At 59.9% G+C, this 17,150-nt stretch carries 17 protein-coding genes; 6 read left to right on the top strand and 11 right to left on the bottom strand.

The window, feature by feature from the left end; translation table 11 throughout:
• The first annotated feature begins 28 nt into the window (after window positions 1-28).
• The gene (locus ACA063_RS03105) at window positions 29-1,246 is read left to right on the top strand and encodes an MFS transporter (protein ID WP_497664749.1); all 1,218 of its coding nucleotides are present in this window, start codon (window positions 29-31) and stop codon (window positions 1,244-1,246) included.
• On the opposite strand, the gene cueR is transcribed toward ACA063_RS03105, so the two are convergent.
• From cueR to ACA063_RS03120, 3 genes are all read right to left on the bottom strand, one after another.
• Complete coding sequence (gene cueR, locus ACA063_RS03110) at window positions 1,200-1,613, bottom strand: Cu(I)-responsive transcriptional regulator (RefSeq protein ID WP_497664750.1); 414 nt, start codon at window positions 1,611-1,613, stop codon at window positions 1,200-1,202. The two genes, ACA063_RS03105 and cueR, sit on opposite strands and share 47 nt — an antisense overlap.
• The gene (locus ACA063_RS03115) at window positions 1,613-4,003 is read right to left on the bottom strand and encodes a heavy metal translocating P-type ATPase (RefSeq protein ID WP_497664751.1); all 2,391 of its coding nucleotides are present in this window, start codon (window positions 4,001-4,003) and stop codon (window positions 1,613-1,615) included. The genes cueR and ACA063_RS03115 overlap by 1 nt, the downstream gene beginning before the upstream one ends.
• A 206-nt stretch (window positions 4,004-4,209) precedes the next feature.
• Window positions 4,210-4,593, bottom strand: coding sequence for a hypothetical protein (locus ACA063_RS03120; protein ID WP_162440095.1), 384 nt, complete (start codon window positions 4,591-4,593; stop codon window positions 4,210-4,212).
• Window positions 4,594-4,743: 150 nt separating this feature from the next.
• Between ACA063_RS03120 and ACA063_RS03125 the strand changes: the two genes are divergently transcribed.
• Together ACA063_RS03125 and ACA063_RS03130 are read left to right on the top strand one after the other, a co-directional pair.
• Window positions 4,744-4,941 carry a heavy-metal-associated domain-containing protein gene (locus tag ACA063_RS03125; protein WP_497664752.1) on the top strand — a complete coding sequence of 66 codons (198 nt, stop codon included), beginning with the start codon at window positions 4,744-4,746 and terminating at the stop codon, window positions 4,939-4,941.
• Between the two features lie 95 nt (window positions 4,942-5,036).
• On the top strand, window positions 5,037-6,233 hold the full coding sequence (locus ACA063_RS03130; protein WP_497664753.1) for a multidrug effflux MFS transporter: 1,197 nt from the start codon (window positions 5,037-5,039) through the stop codon (window positions 6,231-6,233).
• An 8-nt stretch (window positions 6,234-6,241) separates the two neighbouring features.
• On the opposite strand, the gene ACA063_RS03135 is transcribed toward ACA063_RS03130, so the two are convergent.
• The 3 genes from ACA063_RS03135 to ACA063_RS03145 form a co-directional block, all read right to left on the bottom strand.
• Entirely contained in the window at window positions 6,242-6,415 is a 174-nt protein-coding gene (locus tag ACA063_RS03135) for a hypothetical protein (protein WP_194691499.1), read from the bottom strand.
• Window positions 6,416-6,582: 167 nt separating this feature from the next.
• The gene (locus ACA063_RS03140; RefSeq protein ID WP_497664754.1) at window positions 6,583-7,596 is read right to left on the bottom strand and encodes a zinc-binding alcohol dehydrogenase family protein; all 1,014 of its coding nucleotides are present in this window, start codon (window positions 7,594-7,596) and stop codon (window positions 6,583-6,585) included.
• Between the two features lie 35 nt (window positions 7,597-7,631).
• On the bottom strand, window positions 7,632-7,925 hold the full coding sequence (locus tag ACA063_RS03145) for a putative quinol monooxygenase (RefSeq protein ID WP_497664755.1): 294 nt from the start codon (window positions 7,923-7,925) through the stop codon (window positions 7,632-7,634).
• A 116-nt stretch (window positions 7,926-8,041) separates the two neighbouring features.
• Here ACA063_RS03145 and vimR point away from each other — a divergent pair, with 116 nt between their 5' ends.
• Entirely contained in the window at window positions 8,042-8,971 is a 930-nt protein-coding gene (gene vimR / locus ACA063_RS03150) for a transcription regulator VimR (protein WP_497664756.1), read from the top strand.
• Between the two features lie 232 nt (window positions 8,972-9,203).
• Window positions 9,204-9,938 carry an ArsR/SmtB family transcription factor gene (locus ACA063_RS03155; protein ID WP_497664757.1) on the top strand — a complete coding sequence of 245 codons (735 nt, stop codon included), beginning with the start codon at window positions 9,204-9,206 and terminating at the stop codon, window positions 9,936-9,938.
• Between the two features lie 157 nt (window positions 9,939-10,095).
• Here ACA063_RS03155 and ACA063_RS03160 read toward each other — a convergent pair whose 3' ends face one another.
• From ACA063_RS03160 to ACA063_RS03170, 3 genes are all read right to left on the bottom strand, one after another.
• Complete coding sequence (locus ACA063_RS03160) at window positions 10,096-11,049, bottom strand: adenosine deaminase (protein WP_162440102.1); 954 nt, start codon at window positions 11,047-11,049, stop codon at window positions 10,096-10,098.
• Window positions 11,050-11,131: 82 nt separating this feature from the next.
• Window positions 11,132-12,097 (bottom strand): isopenicillin N synthase family dioxygenase, encoded by a 966-nt coding sequence (locus ACA063_RS03165; RefSeq protein ID WP_497664758.1) that lies wholly within the window; start codon window positions 12,095-12,097, stop codon window positions 11,132-11,134.
• 143 nt (window positions 12,098-12,240) lie between these two features.
• Window positions 12,241-13,323, bottom strand: a complete 1,083-nt coding sequence (locus ACA063_RS03170; protein ID WP_497664759.1) for a BMP family ABC transporter substrate-binding protein — start codon at window positions 13,321-13,323, stop codon at window positions 12,241-12,243.
• Window positions 13,324-13,620: 297 nt separating this feature from the next.
• Between ACA063_RS03170 and ACA063_RS03175 the strand changes: the two genes are divergently transcribed.
• Window positions 13,621-14,712, top strand: coding sequence for a calcium:cation antiporter (locus ACA063_RS03175; RefSeq protein WP_497664760.1), 1,092 nt, complete (start codon window positions 13,621-13,623; stop codon window positions 14,710-14,712).
• A gap of 127 nt (window positions 14,713-14,839) precedes the next feature.
• Here the strand turns inward: ACA063_RS03175 and ACA063_RS03180 are convergent, their stop codons facing one another.
• Window positions 14,840-16,198 carry an 8-oxoguanine deaminase gene (locus ACA063_RS03180; protein WP_497664761.1) on the bottom strand — a complete coding sequence of 453 codons (1,359 nt, stop codon included), beginning with the start codon at window positions 16,196-16,198 and terminating at the stop codon, window positions 14,840-14,842.
• 253 nt (window positions 16,199-16,451) lie between these two features.
• Window positions 16,452-17,138 (bottom strand): SDR family oxidoreductase, encoded by a 687-nt coding sequence (locus ACA063_RS03185; protein WP_497664762.1) that lies wholly within the window; start codon window positions 17,136-17,138, stop codon window positions 16,452-16,454.
• Window positions 17,139-17,150 lie beyond the last annotated feature (12 nt).

A 17,150-nucleotide genomic window follows, 5' to 3' on the forward strand; every position in this document is an offset into this window, starting at 1 on the left:
GCCTCCGGCAGCTCCTACAGGACTGAATGTGAACACCTCCACCCGCAATGCCCGGCTCATTGTCAGTGCCCGTCTGGTCTCGGACTTCGGGGCCTTTCTCAACATGGTCGCCCTGGCCACCTACGTCTATCTGCTCAGCAACAGCCCCATGAGCGTCGGCATTTTTCTTGCCAGCCGCGTGGCTGGGGGTGTATTTGCCAGCCTGATCGGCACTGCGTTTTATCGCCGTTGGGCCGGGCGGATGCCGTTGATTGTTTTTGATCTGTTGCGAGCAGGATTGCTGGGTCTGTTGCTGGTACTGCCGGTTGCCCAGCAAGCGCTGCTGTTGCCGGTGATTGCCTTCGGTCTGGGGTTCGGCAACTCGATGTTCGCCATAGGCCTCAACAGCCAGCTACCCAACCTGATCAAGAGCGAACAGCTGCTCAAGACCAACGCCTGGATCACGTCTGCCTCGTCTGCGGCCATGGTTGCAGGCAGTCTGGTGGCAGGCTTGTTAGTGGCTGCGTTTGGTTTTGAAACGGTGTTTGCGTTGAACGTCGTCACGTATCTGCTGGCCGCGCTGTTTATCGTGCCGCTACGGTTTTCCAAACCAGCGCATGACGCCGGGACTAATCATGAACAGGGCGAATGGTCAGCCTTGCGCCAGGGCCTGCGCGGTACGCCTGTCGTGGCGGCCATGCTCGCCGTCACCATGGCCGATACCTTGGGCAGTGCCGCACACAACGTAGGCTTTCCAATCATTTCCAAACTGCTGACCCCTGATTCGGCCAGTACCACCTTGGGCCTGATGCTGGCGGTCTGGGCCGGTGGCAAGTTCATCGGTGCGCGCATCGCCAGCCGCCTGAAGGGCTCGGACAACATCAACCTGGAGCGCCGGTTTTTCTTCGGCGTGTTGCTCATGTCCTGCGGTTTCATCCTGATGTTCCAGCAGCAAACCCTGTATGGCCTGCTGCTGTTTTCACTGCCGGCGGGGTTGGGGGATGGTTTCTCGGAAGTCGGACTGATGTCGCGCCTGCAGCGGGAGCCGGAGAATCTGCGCTTGCCGATTTTCAGCTTTCTGACGCTGCTGCAAATGACCGGTTTCGGCGTCGGCATGCTGATTGCCGCGCCGTTCTATTCGTGGTGGACGCCCGGTGCGGTGGTGTTGCTGTTCCACGGCATTCCCCTCACCACCTTGTTGGTGGTGATGGGGCTGTCGATCAGGAATGGGCAGGCTCGGCGCAGCAACCTGACGCCAGGTTCTTGAGAATCGGACAGTCGGGGCGTTGGTCGCCCTGACAGTGCTCGACCAGATCCTGCAGGGTGTCGCGTAACTGGCCCAGTTCGAGGATCTTCTGGTTCAACTCTTCGATGTGCTGGCGGGCCAGGGCCTTCACATCGGCGCTGGCGCGTTGACGGTCTTGCCAGAGGGTCAGCAGCTTGCCGACCTCTTCCAGTGAGAATCCCAGGTCCCGTGAGCGCTTGATGAATGCCAGCGTGTGCAGGTCGTCGTCGCCATAGACGCGGTAACCGCTGTCGGTGCGATGGGCGGCCTTGAGCAAGCCGATGGACTCGTAGTAACGGATCATCTTTGCGCTCAGCCCGCTGCGGCGGGCTGCTTGGCCGATGTTCATCAATTGTCCTCCAGGTCCTTGGGTTTCCAGGTTTTCAACAGTAGCGCATTGCTCACCACGCTGACGCTCGACAGTGCCATGGCCGCGCCCGCCAGTACCGGATTGAGAAACCCGAAGGCAGCCAGGGGAATACCGATCAGGTTGTAGACAAAGGCCCAGAACAGATTCTGGCGGATTTTCGCGTAGGTTTTGCGGCTGATCTCAAGGGCCGCCGGTATCAGGCGCGGATCACCGCGCATCAGGGTGATTCCCGCTGCGTGCATGGCCACGTCGGTGCCACCGCCCATGGCAATGCCGATGTCGGCTGCGGCCAAGGCCGGTGCGTCGTTGATGCCGTCGCCGACCATCGCCACCACGCCGGTTTTTTTGAGTTCGGCGACGGTGGCCGCTTTGTCCGCTGGCAGGACTTCGGCATACACATCGGTGATGCCTAGCGCTTCGGCAACCACTTTGGCGCTGCCGCGGTTGTCGCCGGTCAGCAGGTGGCTGCTGATGTTGCGTGCGCTGAGTTGTTGCACGGCTTGCAGCGCACCGGATTTGAGCGTGTCACCGAAGGCGAACAGGCCAAGCACCTTGGGTTCGGGGCTTTGTTCGATCAGCCATGACAACGTCCGGCCTTCGGTTTCCCAGGCGCTTGCCGACTCGGCCAGCGAACCTGTGGTCAAACCACTTTCTTCGAGCAGGCGACGATTGCCCAGCGCCAACCGACGACCGTCGAGCGTGCCGGCAATGCCGCGCCCGGTCAGGGACTGGCTGTCGGTGACGTCGGCGACAGTCAGTTTGCGCTCGGTGCAGGCATCCAGCACGGCTTTGGCCAATGGATGCTCGCTGCCTCGTTGCAGGGCGCCGGCGTTTTGCAGCAAGGTATTTTCGTCTCCCTCGATGGCGCTCAGGTGAGCGATACGCGGTGTGCCTGAGGTCAACGTGCCGGTCTTGTCGAACACCACGGCGCTGACTTCATGCGCACGCTCCAGCGCTTCGGCATCCTTGATCAAAATCCCGTAGCGCGCCGCGACGCCGGTGCCCGCCATGATTGCGGTCGGTGTTGCCAGGCCCAGGGCGCAGGGACAAGCGATGACCAGCACGGCGACGGCATTGATCAGCGCCATTTCAATCGACGCACCGTAAAGCCACCAACCGATCAGCGTTGCCAACGCAATCAGCAGGACCGTGGGCACGAATATCTGACTGACTTTATCCACCAGTTTCTGGATCGGCGCTTTCGCGGCTTGAGCGTCTTCGACCAGGCGGATGATGCGCGCCAATACGGTTTCGGCGCCCAGCGCCTGAGTGCGAACCAACAACCGACCTTCACCATTGATCGCGCCGCCGGTAACCTTGTCGCCGGGTTGCTTGGGGACCGGCAGGCTTTCGCCGCTGATCAACGCTTCGTCAGCGTGGCTCTGGCCTTCAACCACTTCACCGTCCACGGGGAAGCGCTCACCGGGTTTGACCATCACCAGGTCATTGAGGCGCAGGGCGCTGATGGCGACGTCGAGCTCGCGGCCATCGATCACCTGAATTGCTCGTTCCGGACGCAGGGCTTCAAGGGCGCGGATGGCGGAGGCGGTCTGGCGTTTGGCGCGGCTTTCCAGGTACTTGCCCAACAGGACCAGGGCGATCACCACCGCCGAGGCTTCGAAGTACAGATGCGGCATGCGCCCGGCGGCAGTGGCCCACTCATAAATACTCAGGCCATAGCCGGCGCTGGTGCCCAAGGCGACCAAGAGGTCCATGTTGCCCGCGCCGGCGCGCACGGCTTTCCAGGCGGCGACATAAAACCGTGCACCGAAAATGAATTGCACCGGGGTCGCCAGCATGAATTGCGCCCAGGCCGGGAGCATCCAGTGCACGCCGAACGGTTGCAGCAGCATCGGCAAGACCAGCGGCAGGGCAAGGGTGAGGGCCATGATCAATATCCAGCGCTCACGCTGCAGGCGCTGTTGTTGATTGTCGGCAGTCGGGTGTTCGACTTCCCAGACGCTGGCGGAATAACCGGCCTTGTCGACAGCCGCGATCAAGGTTTGCGGATCGACCTGGCCGAGTAATTCGAGGTGGGCGCGTTCGTTGGCCAGGTTGACGCTGACGCTTTTCACGCCGGGCACCTTGGCCAGCGCACGTTCGACCCGGCCGACGCACGATGCGCAGGTCATGCCGTCGATGCTCAGTTCAATGCTCTGTTGCGGCACGCTGTAACCGGCTTTGTGCACGGCGTCCATCAGGGCCGGCAGGCTGTCACTGGGTGCCTGGATCCGGGCCTGTTCCGTGGCGAGATTGACACTGACTGCCGTGGCGCCGACGACTTTGCTCAATGCGCGCTCGACGCGCCCGGCGCAACTGGCGCAGGTCATGCCGGCAATCGGCAGATCGAACGTAGTGGATTCGGACATGGGTAACGCTCCCTGTAGTGGATGACTACAGGATCAACCTTGACATGCTGGCAAGGTCAAGCGTCATGTTTCGAAATCAAAAGATCAAAAGATCAAAAGATCAAAAGATCAAAAGATCAAAAGATCAAAAGATCGCAGCCTGCGGCAGCTCCTACATTGACCGCGTATCAACACAATCCCGCGGGCTGCGATCTTTCAAGGGCGATTCAGTACCCCAACGCGGCGGGTTTGAGGTACATCCCTTCCTGCGTCATCGCAATGCGGAACTTCAACACATCACCGGCCTTCAGCGTGATGGTCTGCGATCCCGGTGCGAGCATGCCCGGATTGCACCCCGGTGCCTGGCCTGGCAGCAGTTTGAGGCGCAACGACACGTCACCCGGTGGCAGGTTGAATGAAGTGCTTTGTTCCTGAAACAGTCGCGCGGACAGCTGATCCTGGAGATAAACGCCGATTTCGCAGTTGGTCGACACTTCCAGGCGCTCGCGGGAAATGATCAGCACACCGTAGTCCTCCCCGGCGGCGTAGACCGAAGGCGCGGCGGCGAAGAGGCTGAGAAAGCCAAACAGGCTGAGAGCTGACCAGCGCATGGCTGAATCTCCTGATGTCGAAGTCATTGATGTACGCAGCTTGGCCGAGCCCGGCAGCGAATGCCAGCCCGGCCGATGATTTCAGATCTTGACCTTGTCATGGTGGCAAGCTTGAGACTGCTGTCAAACCTCATCTACAGGAGTCATCCCATGCAAGTATTCAACGTTCAAGGCATGTCCTGCGGTCACTGCGTCAAAACCATCACCCAGGCCTTGCAAGCGAAGGATCCGGCAGCGAGCGTGCGCATTGATCTCGCGGCAAAAGAAGTCGGGGTTGAGAGCGCCTTGTCAGTCGAGCAGGTGATCGCCGCGATCACCGAAGAGGGCTATGAGGCGAAAGTAGCCTGAGGCTTTTTATTAGTTAGCGACCTATCGGAATGTTCAAGGCGTCCATGCGCAGCTAGACTGTGGGGCTGTTGCTTTCTTGTCCCACTGGATGCCTGATGAACTTCCGTAGCATTTTGATACTTGGCGCGCTGAGCGCTTTCGGGCCGTTGGCGATCGATTTCTACTTGCCTGCTTTCCCGGCGATGGCTTTGGCTTTCGGCACCGATGAGCAGCATGTGCAGTTGACGCTGGCGGCCTACTTCCTTGGCTTGTCTATTGGTCAACTGGTCTACGGTCCGATCGCGGATCGGTTCGGGCGCCGCGTTCCTTTGTTGAGCGGTGTCGTCCTGTTTACCCTTGCCTCGTTGGCTTGTGCCTTCGCACCGAATCTTGAATGGCTGATGGGCGCGCGCTTTATCCAGGCGTTGGGTGGATGCGCGGGAATGGTGATCTCGCGGGCGATCGTCAGCGACAAATGCGATGCGGTGGGCTCGGCAAAAGTCTTTTCACAGCTGATGCTGGTGATGGGCCTGGCGCCGATTCTCGCGCCGATGCTGGGCGGATTGCTGGTTAATACCACGGGCTGGCAGTCGATATTCCTGGTGCTCACCGGATTCAGTGCGCTGGCGGCGTTGGCTGTGGCGCTTGGCTTGCCGGAGAGCATGCCCGCTCATCTGCCGCGGCAACCACTGTCGGGTGCATTACGCCAGTACGGTCGTTTGTTGATGGCCCCGGTGTTCCTCGGCCACGCCTTGACCGGAGGCATCGCCATCGCCGGGATGTTTGCCTACATCGCCGGTTCTCCGTTTGTTTTCATCAAGCTCTATGGTGTGCCACCCGAACATTTCGGCTGGCTGTTCGGCACCAATGCGGCGGGGTTCATTCTGGTCGCGCAGGTGAATGCCCGGTTGTTGGCCAAGCGTGGTCCGGCGTTCCTGCTGGTACGAGCGGTGTGGGTCTACTTGGCCGCCGGACTGGCGCTGTTGGCCGTTAGTTCGCTGCACACCGAGGACTTGTGGCCGCTGCTGATTCCGCTGTTTATCTGCATCGCCAGCCTTGGCTGCATTCTCCCGAACGCGTCGGCGTGTGCGATGAATGGACAGGGTGCCCGCGCTGGCAGTGCGTCGGCGTTGCTCGGTTGCCTGCAATTCAGTGTTGCCGCCGGGGCTGCAGCGCTGGTGGGGATTTTATACGACGGCACCGCCGTGCCGATGGCCATGGTCATCAGTTTGTGCGGGATTCTGGTGGTGAGTGCAGCGATGCTCACCTGGCGTCTGCAAAATGCCCGGACGCTGGCGCAGGCCAAGGCCTGAGGCCGAACTCAACCAGCCGCGCGCTGCTGCTGGTTCTGGGGAAATTGATGAGGGGCATGCAGACGCGCTTCGAGTGTGCGCGTGAAGGCCAGCGCTTCAGCTTCGCTGCGGAATGTCACGGCGTGCTGGTCGAGACGAACCTGCCATTGGGACTTGGCCACTTCTTTTATCAGGATATTCATTGCTGACCTCCTATCGGTAAAAGACTGCATCGCAGAGGACTCGATTGTAGTCCTGAATACGATCGCAATTGTGACGAGGGTCAAGCTTCGGACTGACGGTTTGAGCATCAAAACATCGCAGCCTGTGGCGGTGTCCGCATCAGGCTGCAATGTTTTGAATTATATTTTTAGAACCCTTCCAGCACGATCTTGCCTTTGGACTTGCCGCTTTCCAGCAGTTCGTGAGCGCGGCGCAGGTTGGCCGCGTTGATGGTGCCGAAGTGCTCGCCGACCGTGGTCTTCAACGTTCCGGCATCGATCAGCTCAGCGATGCGGTTGAGCAGTTTGTGCTGCTCGATCATGTCCGCGGTTTCGAACAGCGAGCGGGTGTACATGAACTCCCAGTGCAGCGACAGGCTCTTGCGCTTGAGCTTGGTCACATCCAGTGCTTTCGGATCGTCGATCAACGCCAGCTTCCCTTGGGGCGCCAGCGCTTCGACCAATTGATCCAAATGAGCATCAGTCTGGGTCAGGCTGGCGACGTGAGTGACGTGCTCGACACCCGCACGCTTGAGCTCTTCGCCCAGCGGCTGACTGTGATCAATGACCAGGTCAGCCCCCAACTCGCGCACCCAGCTTTGAGTTTCCGGGCGCGAAGCGGTGCCGATCACTTTCAAACCAGTCAGTTGGCTGGCCAGTTGCGTGAGGATCGAACCGACACCGCCGGCGGCACCGACGATCATCAGGCTCTGGCCTTCGTCGGTTTGGCCTTCGCGTACCTGCAGGCGTTCAAAGAGCAATTCCCAGGCAGTGATGGCGGTCAGCGGCAGGGCAGCCGATTCGGCGAAGCTCAACGTGGTCGGCATATGGCCGACGATCCGCTCGTCCACCACGTGCAGCTCGCTGTTGCCGCCAGCGCGGGCAATGGAGCCTGCATAGAACACGTTGTCGCCAGCCTTGAACAAGGTCACTTCACTGCCCACGGCCTTGACCACGCCCGCCACGTCCCAGCCCAGCACTTTCGCCGCGCCTTCTTCTGGCTGGACGTTCTGGCGGACCTTGGTGTCCACCGGATTGACCGAGATGGCTTTGACCTCCACCAACAGGTCCCGCGGCCCGGCGACGGGCTCTGGCAGTTCGATGTCTTGCAGGGACTTAGCGTCGGTGATCGGCAGTGAGGCGTAGTAGGCGATGGCTTTCATGGGTAACTCCAAAAAGTGGGTAATAAAAGAAGGACTCAGGCCACGAAACGCAGGCGCTTGAGTTCGAAGAGTTCGATCAGGTCGCCGGCTGTTGCGCGGAAATTCTGGATATGGTCGCTGGCGTCGTGGGCCTGCAACGCTTCGTCGCTACTCCACTTTTCGATCATGTAGAAGGCCTGCGGATTGGCGAGGTCCAGGTGCAGATCGTATTGACCGCAACCCGCCTCGGCACGGGTCGGTTCCAGCAGCGCACGCAGATGCTTTTCGAGGGCGTCCTGCTGTCCGGCTTTGGCGACGAGGGTGGCGATGGCGGTAAAGGGCTGGGACATGGTCGACTCCGGAACGGGCTGTTTTTGATGGGACAGATGATTGGCTATTTCTACACAAGATAAAACCCGCTAAAAGAGCAGTCTCTTTCAATATTTTTTTGATAATCGGTGGAGAGATGCTGCGTTTCGATGACTTGCAGTTGTTCGTCCGGGCGGCGGATCTGGGCAGCCTTTCGGCGGCGGCGCGCGTAATGGACATGTCGGCAGCGGTGGCCAGTGCGGCCTTGAAGCGGATCGAACAGCAGCTCGGTGCCCGCTTGCTGGCTCGTTCTACGCGCAGCCTGCGCCTGACGGCCGAAGGTGAAGGGTTTCTCGAGTACGCCCGTGCCGCCCTGAGCAATCTCGATGAGGGGCGGCGTTTGTTGGCCAGCGGCCAGGATCAGGTCAGCGGCATTTTGCAGCTGTCGGCACCTTCGGACTTCGGCCGTAACCTGTTGCTGCCCTGGCTGGACGAGTTCCAGCGCGAACATCCGAAGCTCTCGGTGCGCTTGCTGTTGGGAGACCGTATCGCCGACCTGTTCCGCCAGCCGGTAGACATCGCCCTGCGTTACGGCGAGCCGGAAGACTCCAGTCTGGTGGCGCTGCCCATCGCCCCCCATAACCGCCGTGTACTGTGCGCCGCGCCGGATTACCTGGCGCGGCATGGCGAGCCACGTCAACTCGAGCAACTGGCTCAGCACAATTGCCTGCTTTTCATGCTCGGCAGCCGGGTTCACGATCACTGGAGTTTCCATGACGGCAAGCGCGAAGTCGGGCTGACGGTCAGTGGTGATCGTTTCAGTGATGATGCCGATGTCGTGCGTCTGTGGGCTGTGGCGGGAGCGGGGATTGCCTATAAATCCTGGCTCGATGTTGCCGCGGATGTATTGGCCGGTCGTCTGAAGCTGCTGATCCCGGAGCTGACCTGTGAGCGTGCGCCGCTGAATCTGTTGTGCGCTCATCGCGCACAACTGAGTAAGCCCGTGAACCTTTTGCGAGAAATGCTTGCCAGTCGATGCGCCACGTTGAGCGGGCAATTTCCGACTTTAGCCGCAGGTGATCATTAGTCGCAGTTAAATAGAGAAATTTCCCACAGGAACTATCACCACCCAGGGTTTCCGGGACGACAGGAAGTGGCGTCCCGCCTGCTTATACTTGCATCCCCCTTTGTCAGACATGGCGTACGCGGGTGGCCGAAGTTGCCCCGGAGCAGGGTGTTTTCGACGCCTTGGCCGAGAAAACAATAAGGGTCAAGATGTCTGCGAGCAGTCGACAAACGATTCAACAGGGAGTGAATACATGGAACATGCACCTTGCATCAGCCAGATTGCCACGTTGCTGGCTGACCCAAAGCGCAGCGCAATGATGTGGGCCTTGATGGACGGTTCCGCACGCCAGGCCGAAGACCTGGCGCTTCTGGCTGGCCTGTCGCCCTCTTCAGCCAATGCCCATTTGGGGCGGTTGTCTGCCGGAGGTCTGTTGAAAGTCGAGGTTCGTGGACGCAAGCGGTTTTTCCGTCTTGCTGCGCCGGAAGTGGGCGCCGCGGTCCAGGCTTTGGCCAGCGCCACGCTGGCCAGCACTCCTCAGCCAATTCCAGATGTATTCAAACGCTCGGTACCTGTGGCCAAACCCCAGGCAGTGCCTTCGCCATTGTTGCGTGCAAGGCTTTGCGAGGAGCATTTGGGCGGTACCCTGGCCGCCGATCTGTATCAACGCCTTGTGGATGCCGGATGGATCGAGCAACACGACAAGCGAGTGTCCATCACGCACAAGGGCGCAACGCAGTTGGCCTTGCGGGGTGTGTACATTCAGGCACTGGCTCATCAAAACGGTAAAGTTGCCTGCGCATGCCCTGACTGGAGCGAGCGACGTCCGCACATGGGCGGTCCACTGGGTGCGGCTTTATTGCAACTGTTCATGCAATCCGGATGGCTGAGCCTGCCGAACGATTCACCCGCGTTGCTGGTGACGGTAACGGGGCAACGTGAAATCCATCGTTTTGCCAGGGAAACCGAGCTGGAAATGGCTGTTTAACGCGCGATTGCCGCGACGCCCGGGACTTTGGGATTCTGGTTACAACCCTTGTGGGAGCGAGCCTGCTCGCGATGGCGGTGTGTCAGTCAAAATCATTACCGACTGATATACCGTCTTCGCGAGCACGCTCGCTCCCACATTTGGTGGGCGGTGAGTCTTAAGGTTTTACCAACCGCGCATCCAGGCTGTTCTGAGCCAGGCGTTTGGCCTGATCCTGGGTCATGCCCAGATCGGTGTACAGCGCGTGGAAATTCTCGGTGACATAGCCGCCAAAGTACGCCGGGTCATCGGAATTCACGGTGACTTTTACCCCACGTTCCAGCATGTCCAGAATGTTGTGCTGAGACATGTGATCGAACACGCAAAGCTTGGTATTCGACAACGGGCAAACGGTCAGCGGAATCTGCTCGTCAATGATTCGCTGCATCAGGCGTTCATCTTCAATGGCGCGAACGCCATGGTCGATGCGCTGGATTTTCAGCAAGTCGAGGGCTTCCCAAATGTACTCGGGCGGGCCTTCTTCACCAGCGTGGGCCACGGTCAGGAAGCCTTCGTGACGGGCGCGGTCGAATACCCGCTGGAACTTGCTTGGCGGGTGACCCATTTCCGAGCTGTCCAGGCCGACAGCCACAAACGCATCCCGGAACGGCAACGCCTGGTCGAGGGTCTTTTCGGCTTCTTCTTCGCTCAGGTGGCGCAGGAAACTCAGGATCAGACCGCTGGTAATGCCCAGCTGCTGCTCGCCATCCTTCAGTGCGCTGGCGATGCCGTTGAGTACCACTTCGAATGGCACGCCACGGTCGGTGTGGGTCTGTGGATCGAAGAACGGTTCGGTGTGAATCACGTTCTGCGCCTTGCAGCGCAACAGGTACGCCCAGGTCAGGTCGTAGAAGTCCTGGGAGGTGCGCAGTACGTCGGCGCCCTGGTAATACAGGTCGAGAAACTCTTGCAGGTTATTGAAGGCGTACGCCTTGCGCAGGGTTTCAACGTCGCTCCACGGCAGCGCGATCTTGTTGCGCTCGGCCAGGGCGAACAACAGCTCAGGCTCCAGCGAACCCTCGAGGTGCAGGTGCAGTTCTGCCTTGGGCAGGGCGTTCAGCCAGTCGTACATAGTCTTTTCTCATCAGGTGCAGATGCCGGGCATTCTACAGATGCCCACGGCAACAATTGGTAAAACCTGACCAGCCGGTTCATCACACCCCTTCGGGTTCCCGTCGATAGGCGTAGGTGTCAGCGAAGCGCGACAACAGGAACTCGGCGCACGTGGTGGTCGGATACTTCGCGGGATGCCGTGCATCCTGGCAGCCGGGCAAGCATTCAATCACGGTGTCCGGATGCGGTTCGGCGAAGAACGGCATCGAGTAACGGTCCACACCCAGCGGGCTGATCACCCGGTGTGGCGTGGACAGGTAACGGTCGTTGCTCCAGCGCGCCATCATGTCGCCGAGATTGACCACGAACGTGCCGTCGATGGGCGGTGCGTCGATCCACTGGCCCTTGACGTTGCGCACTTGCAGGCCGCCGGCGGCATCCTGATACAGCAAGGTGATACAGCCGTAATCAGTGTGCGCACCGGCGCCTTGTTGCTCCTCGGAACTGGCGGTGTGACGGGGCGGATAGTGGATCATTCGCAATACGCTGACGGGTTGATTGAAGCGGGTGTCGAAGAAGTCGGGCTCGATCTTCAGCGCCAGCGTCATGGCCCGCAGCAGGGTTTGGGCGAGCGCCTGCATGTCGAGGTAATGCTGCTCCAGAAGGGGTTCCCAACCAGGTATCGATGGGTGACGGTTGGGGCCGCGCAAGGGTTTTTCTGCCAGCACGTCAGGGTGGTCATCTGGCAGGTGCAGTCCCATGTCGAAGGTTTCCTTGAGGTCGCTGGGTCTGCCTGGATCGAGTTGCTCGGTGGCGATGGCGCCGTAGCCGCGGTGGTGGCGGGTCCGGGTGATGTCGATCTGCAGTTTTTCGGTAGTGGGGAGGGCGAAGAATTGTTTGGCCCGAACGAGCAAGGCGTCGATGCGCGATGGGCTGATCGGGTGGCCCTTGATGTAGAAAAAGCCCCATTCGCGGCAGGCGTGGTCGATTTGGCTGGCGACAGATTGCCAGGCGGATTGATCGTCGGTGTAGAGCGGGGCGATGTCGATGATGGGAAGCTGATTCATGCGCAGTCCTTAAGAACGCTGAAGACCCAATGTGGGAGTGAGCCTGCTCGCGATAGCGGTGAGTCAGGCAGCACTGATGTCTACTGAGATACCGCTATCGCGAGCAGGCTCGCTCCCACAGGGGATTGTGTGTAGTGCAAGAATTACTTCGGAATGTCGGCCTTCATGCCTTCGACGTAGTAGTTCATTGAAGCCAGCTCGGCATTGGTCGCTGTCACGCCGGACGGAATTTTCTCCACGCCAGCCTGGTCCTTGATCGGCCCGGTGAAGGGGTGGAACGCGCCGCTCTTGATGTCGGCAATGATCTGCTCGGCCTCGGCCTTCACCGGTGCAGGCACCAGGTCGCTGATCGGCAACTCAACCGTGCCTTCCTTCAAACCGCCCCAGTAATCCTGCGATTTCCATGAATGGTCGAGCACGCTTTGGGTCGCCTGGATGTAGTGCGGTCCCCAGTCGTTGACGATGGACGTCAGCACCGCTTTCGGCCCGAAGTGCGCCATGTCCGAAGCGTAGCCGACGGCATATACACCACGACGTTCGGCGGCCTGGATCGGCGCCGGGCTGTCGGTGTGCTGGAACACCACGTCGACGCCCTGATCGATCAGTGCGTTGGCGGCGTCGGCTTCCTTGCCCGGGTCGAACCAGGAGTTGACCCACACCACCTTGATTTCTGTGCCGGGGTTGTACTTGTTCAGGGCCAGCTGGATGGCGTTGATGTCGCGGATCACTTCCGGGATCGGAAAGGACGCGACGTAGCCGATTTTTTTGGTTTTGGTCATCTTGGCGGCGAGGAAACCGCCGACATAACGCCCTTCATAGGTACGCGCCAGGTAGGTGCCGAGGTTCTTGTCCTGCTTGTACCCCGTGGCGTGTTCGAAGGTCACCTTGGGAAATTGCTTCGCGACTTTCAGGGTCGGGTTCATGTAGCCGAAAGAGGTACTGAAGATCAGGTCGTACTTGTCCTTGGCCATGTTGCGGATCACCCGCTCTGCGTCGGCGCCTTCGGGGACGTTTTCTACGTAGTTGGTGGTGATCTGGTTGCCGAACTTTTCGGCCAGTGCCTTGCGCCCCTGTTCATGCTGATACGTCCAGCCGTGGTCACCGATCGGACCGATATAGACGAAACCGACTTTCAGCGGCTCGACGGCAGTGACGGTCAGGCTGGTGCTCAGACCGATGGCTGCGGCAACGGCGCACATCAGCTTCTTCAACGGACGTTTATGCATGAACTCGAACTCCATTTTATTTTGAGGTTGGCGAGTGCAATGCAAATTGCTGACCAATAAGACAACAAATGGCTAAAGACCGCGTAATGGCCATCGTGGGCAAGCCCGCTCCCACATGACCTGCGCAAATCCTGTGGGAGCGGGCTTGCCCGCGAAGGGGGCCGCTTGGCCAATAAAAGTGCATGGCCTGACGCAGCCGCCATCCACTGGTGCGCTAAGGTGTAACGAAACGTTAGCGCCGTACCGCAGTCAGTAGCTCATCACTCAAGTTTCGCCTCACTCGGTAAAAGGCCCGCAATGCTCACACTCCTCAAGCAAGAAAAGTTTCTGCTGCTGGCCCTGATCGCCGCGTTCGTCGCTTATCCGCTGGAGCACTGGTTACTGCACAGCGGCCAGGTCGTGGCGTTGATCGGTGGTCTGGTGCTGATCGCGTTCATCGTCGCTGCTTCCATGCGCGTCGCCCATCACGCCGAACTGCTCGCGGAAAAGGTCGGCGACCCTTACGGCACGATGATCCTCACGCTGGCCGCAGTGCTGGTGGAAGTGGTGATCCTGGCCATCATGATGAGAAACGAAGCCTCGGCGACTTTGGTGCGCGATACGATTTATTCGGCGGTGATGCTCGACATCAACGGCATCCTCGGCCTGGCGGCGCTGATGGGCGGCCTCAAGCATGGTGAGCAGTCCTACAACGACGATTCGGCGCGTAGCTACAGCGTGATGATCCTTACCGCCATGGGCGTGTCGATGGTGGTGCCGGAGTTCATTCCCGAGGCGAACTGGAAAATTTATTCGGGTTTCACCATTGGTGCGATGGTCGTGCTTTATGCGCTGTTCCTGCGCATGCAGGTCGGGCCGCACAGTTATTTTTTCAGCTACAGCTACCCGGAAAAACGTCGCCGCAAAGAGCCGGTAGAGACTGAACCGGCACCGGTCAGCCTGGCCACTTCCATCGGCACGCTGGTGTTTGGTGTGGTGGTGATTGGGGCGCTGGCGGAGGTGATGTCCAAGACGCTCGATCTGGGGCTGGAAGGGACGGGAGCACCGCCGGTGATCACGGCCATTCTGGTGGCGGCGATTTCAGCGGCGCCGGAGATTTTGACGGCGTTGCGCGCGGCCTTGGCCAATCGCATGCAGTCGGTGGTCAACATCGCCATGGGAGCGTCGCTGTCGACAGTCATCCTGACCGTGCCAGTGATGGAAGCGATGGCGCTCTATACCGGGCAGCCATTTCAGATGGCGATGACACCGGTGCAGACCGTGATGATTTTCCTGACCTTGATCGTCAGCGCGATCAACCTCAACGATGGCGAAACCAATGCCATTGAAGGGATGACGCACTTTGTGCTGTTTGCGACGTTTATCATGTTGTCGCTGCTCGGACTTTAAAACTACCGAAAAACCAATTGTGGGAGCGAGCCTGCTCGCGATAGCGGAGTGTCAGGCGACATCATTGGTGTCCGAAAATCGGCCATCGCGAGCAGGCTCGCTCCCACAGTTATTGATTTTTGTTGTGTCAGGAGCCGGCAATCAGCTGACGGGCCGCCTGGCTGTGATCGGCGATCAAGCCTTTCAGATCCAGCCCCTCGACCTGCCCGTCTATCACGCGCCACTTGCCGGCGATCATCACCCGGTCCGCACGATCCGCGCCGCACAGCAACAACGCTGAAACCGGATCATGGCTGCCGGAGAAACGCAGCTCATCCAGCTTGAACAGCGCCAGATCGGCCTGTTTGCCGACTGCCAGCTCACCGATGTCGGTGCGGCCCAGCAAACTGGCCGACCCTTTGGTTGCCCAGCCCAGGACCAGTTCCGGCGTGATCTTCTCAGCGCCATAACGCAGCCGCTGAATGTAAAGCGCCTGACGGGTTTCGAGCATCATGTTCGAGGCATCGTTGGACGCAGAACCATCCACCCCCAAACCGAGCAATGCGCCGGCTGCGGTCAGGTCCAGGGTCGGGCAAATGCCGGAAGCCAGGCGCATGTTCGAGCTTGGGCAATGGCAGATACCGGTGCCGGCAGCGCCGAGGCGGGTGATTTCATCGGGGTTGAAATGAATGCCGTGGGCCAGCCAGGTGCGCGGGCCGAGCCAGCCGACGCTGTCCAGGTAATCCACGGTGCGCAGGCCAAAGCGCTGCAGGCAGAAGTCTTCTTCGTCGAGGGTTTCGGCCAGGTGAGTGTGCAGGCGCACATCGAGTTTGTTCGCCAGTTCAGCGCTGGCGGACATGATTTGCGGCGTCACCGAAAACGGCGAGCAAGGCGCCAGGGCTATCTGTATTTGAGCGCCGTTGCCCCGTTCGTGGTAGGCGGCGATCAGACGCTGGCTGTCGTCGAGGATGACTTCGCCTTGCTGCACGGTCTGCTGCGGCGGCAGGCCACCGTCCTTTTCACCGAGACTCATGGATCCGCGAGTCAACATGGCGCGCATGCCCAGCTCGCGAACACTCTCGACTTGTACGTCGATCGCGTTTTCCAGGCCTTCGGGAAACAGGTAATGGTGATCGGCTGCGGTCGTGCAGCCAGACAGCAGCAATTCGGCCAGCGCGACTTTGGTGGCGAGGGCGAGCTTTTCCGGGGTGAGGCGAGCCCAGACCGGATAGAGGGTTTTCAGCCACGGAAACAGCGGCTGATTAACCACCGGTGCCCAGGCGCGGGTCAGGGTTTGATAGAAGTGATGATGGGTGTTGATCAGGCCCGGCAGGATCACATGCTCGCGAGCATCGAAGACCTGCTCACAGGGCGAGGAAGGTTGGTGGCCAGCGCCGAGCACTTCGACGATGACGCCGTCTTGCACCACCAGGCCGCCACGGGCATCGAGGTCGTTGGCTGTGAAAATCGCGAGGGGGTTTTTTAACCAGGTACGGGTCGCAGGCATGTTGGCCGGCTCCTCTGAAAATTGGGTTCAGGGTTGCCAGCTCAGTGTTGCCCTGTCTGCTGATCCAGGTTCGCCGCGGGGGCGAGGTGCGGAGTTTCGGATAAAACCGCTTTGCGAGCAAGCCCGGCCCGACCAGACGTTGAACAACTGTGGGCGCCAGGCTTGCTCGCGATGGGTGTGTATCAGTCGCCATGATTTCGACTGAGGTACCGCATCGCGAGCAAGCTCAGCTCCCACAGGTATGGGGAGGGGGTTACCAGGGAATGGTTTCGCCTTTGTAATTGACGAAGTGATGCCCACCCTTGCCGGTGTACGCGTTCACTTGATCGATCAGCCCGCGGGTGCTGGTTTCCACATCGATATCAGCGCCTTCGCCACCCATGTCGGTCTTGACCCAACCTGGATGCAGCGACAGCACGGTGAGTTTCTGATCGCCCAATTGCGTCACAAAGCTGTTGGTCATTGAGTTGAGTGCAGCCTTGCTGGCTTTGTACAACGCCAGTTCTGGCGCGTCAGGCATGGTCACGCTGCCCAGCACTGAGCTCATGAACGCCAGCACGCCACTGTCCGGACGAATCTGCCCGGCGAAACGTTGAGCCAGATTGATCGGCGCCACGGCATTGGTGAAGAACAACTGGCCGACTTCAGCCAATGTAGCGCCGCCCGGCGTCTGAACATCCGGACCCTTGACCCCGGCATTGACGAACAACAGATCAAATACGTCGCCCTTGAGCTGTTGGCTGAGGGCGATGACGGCCTGCTGATCGTCCATGTCGAGTTTTTCGATGCGCACATTGCCCAAGGCTTGCAAGGCCTGGGCGTTCTGCGGATTGCGGACGGTGGCGGTGACTTGCCAGCCATCGGCCAGCAGGGTTTTCACCAGTCCCAGGCCCAAGCCCCGTGAGGCGCCGATGATGAGTGCGGTTTTTGCCGAAGTCATGAGGGTTTCCTT

This window comes from Pseudomonas sp. LBUM1643 (genome assembly GCF_059716215.1).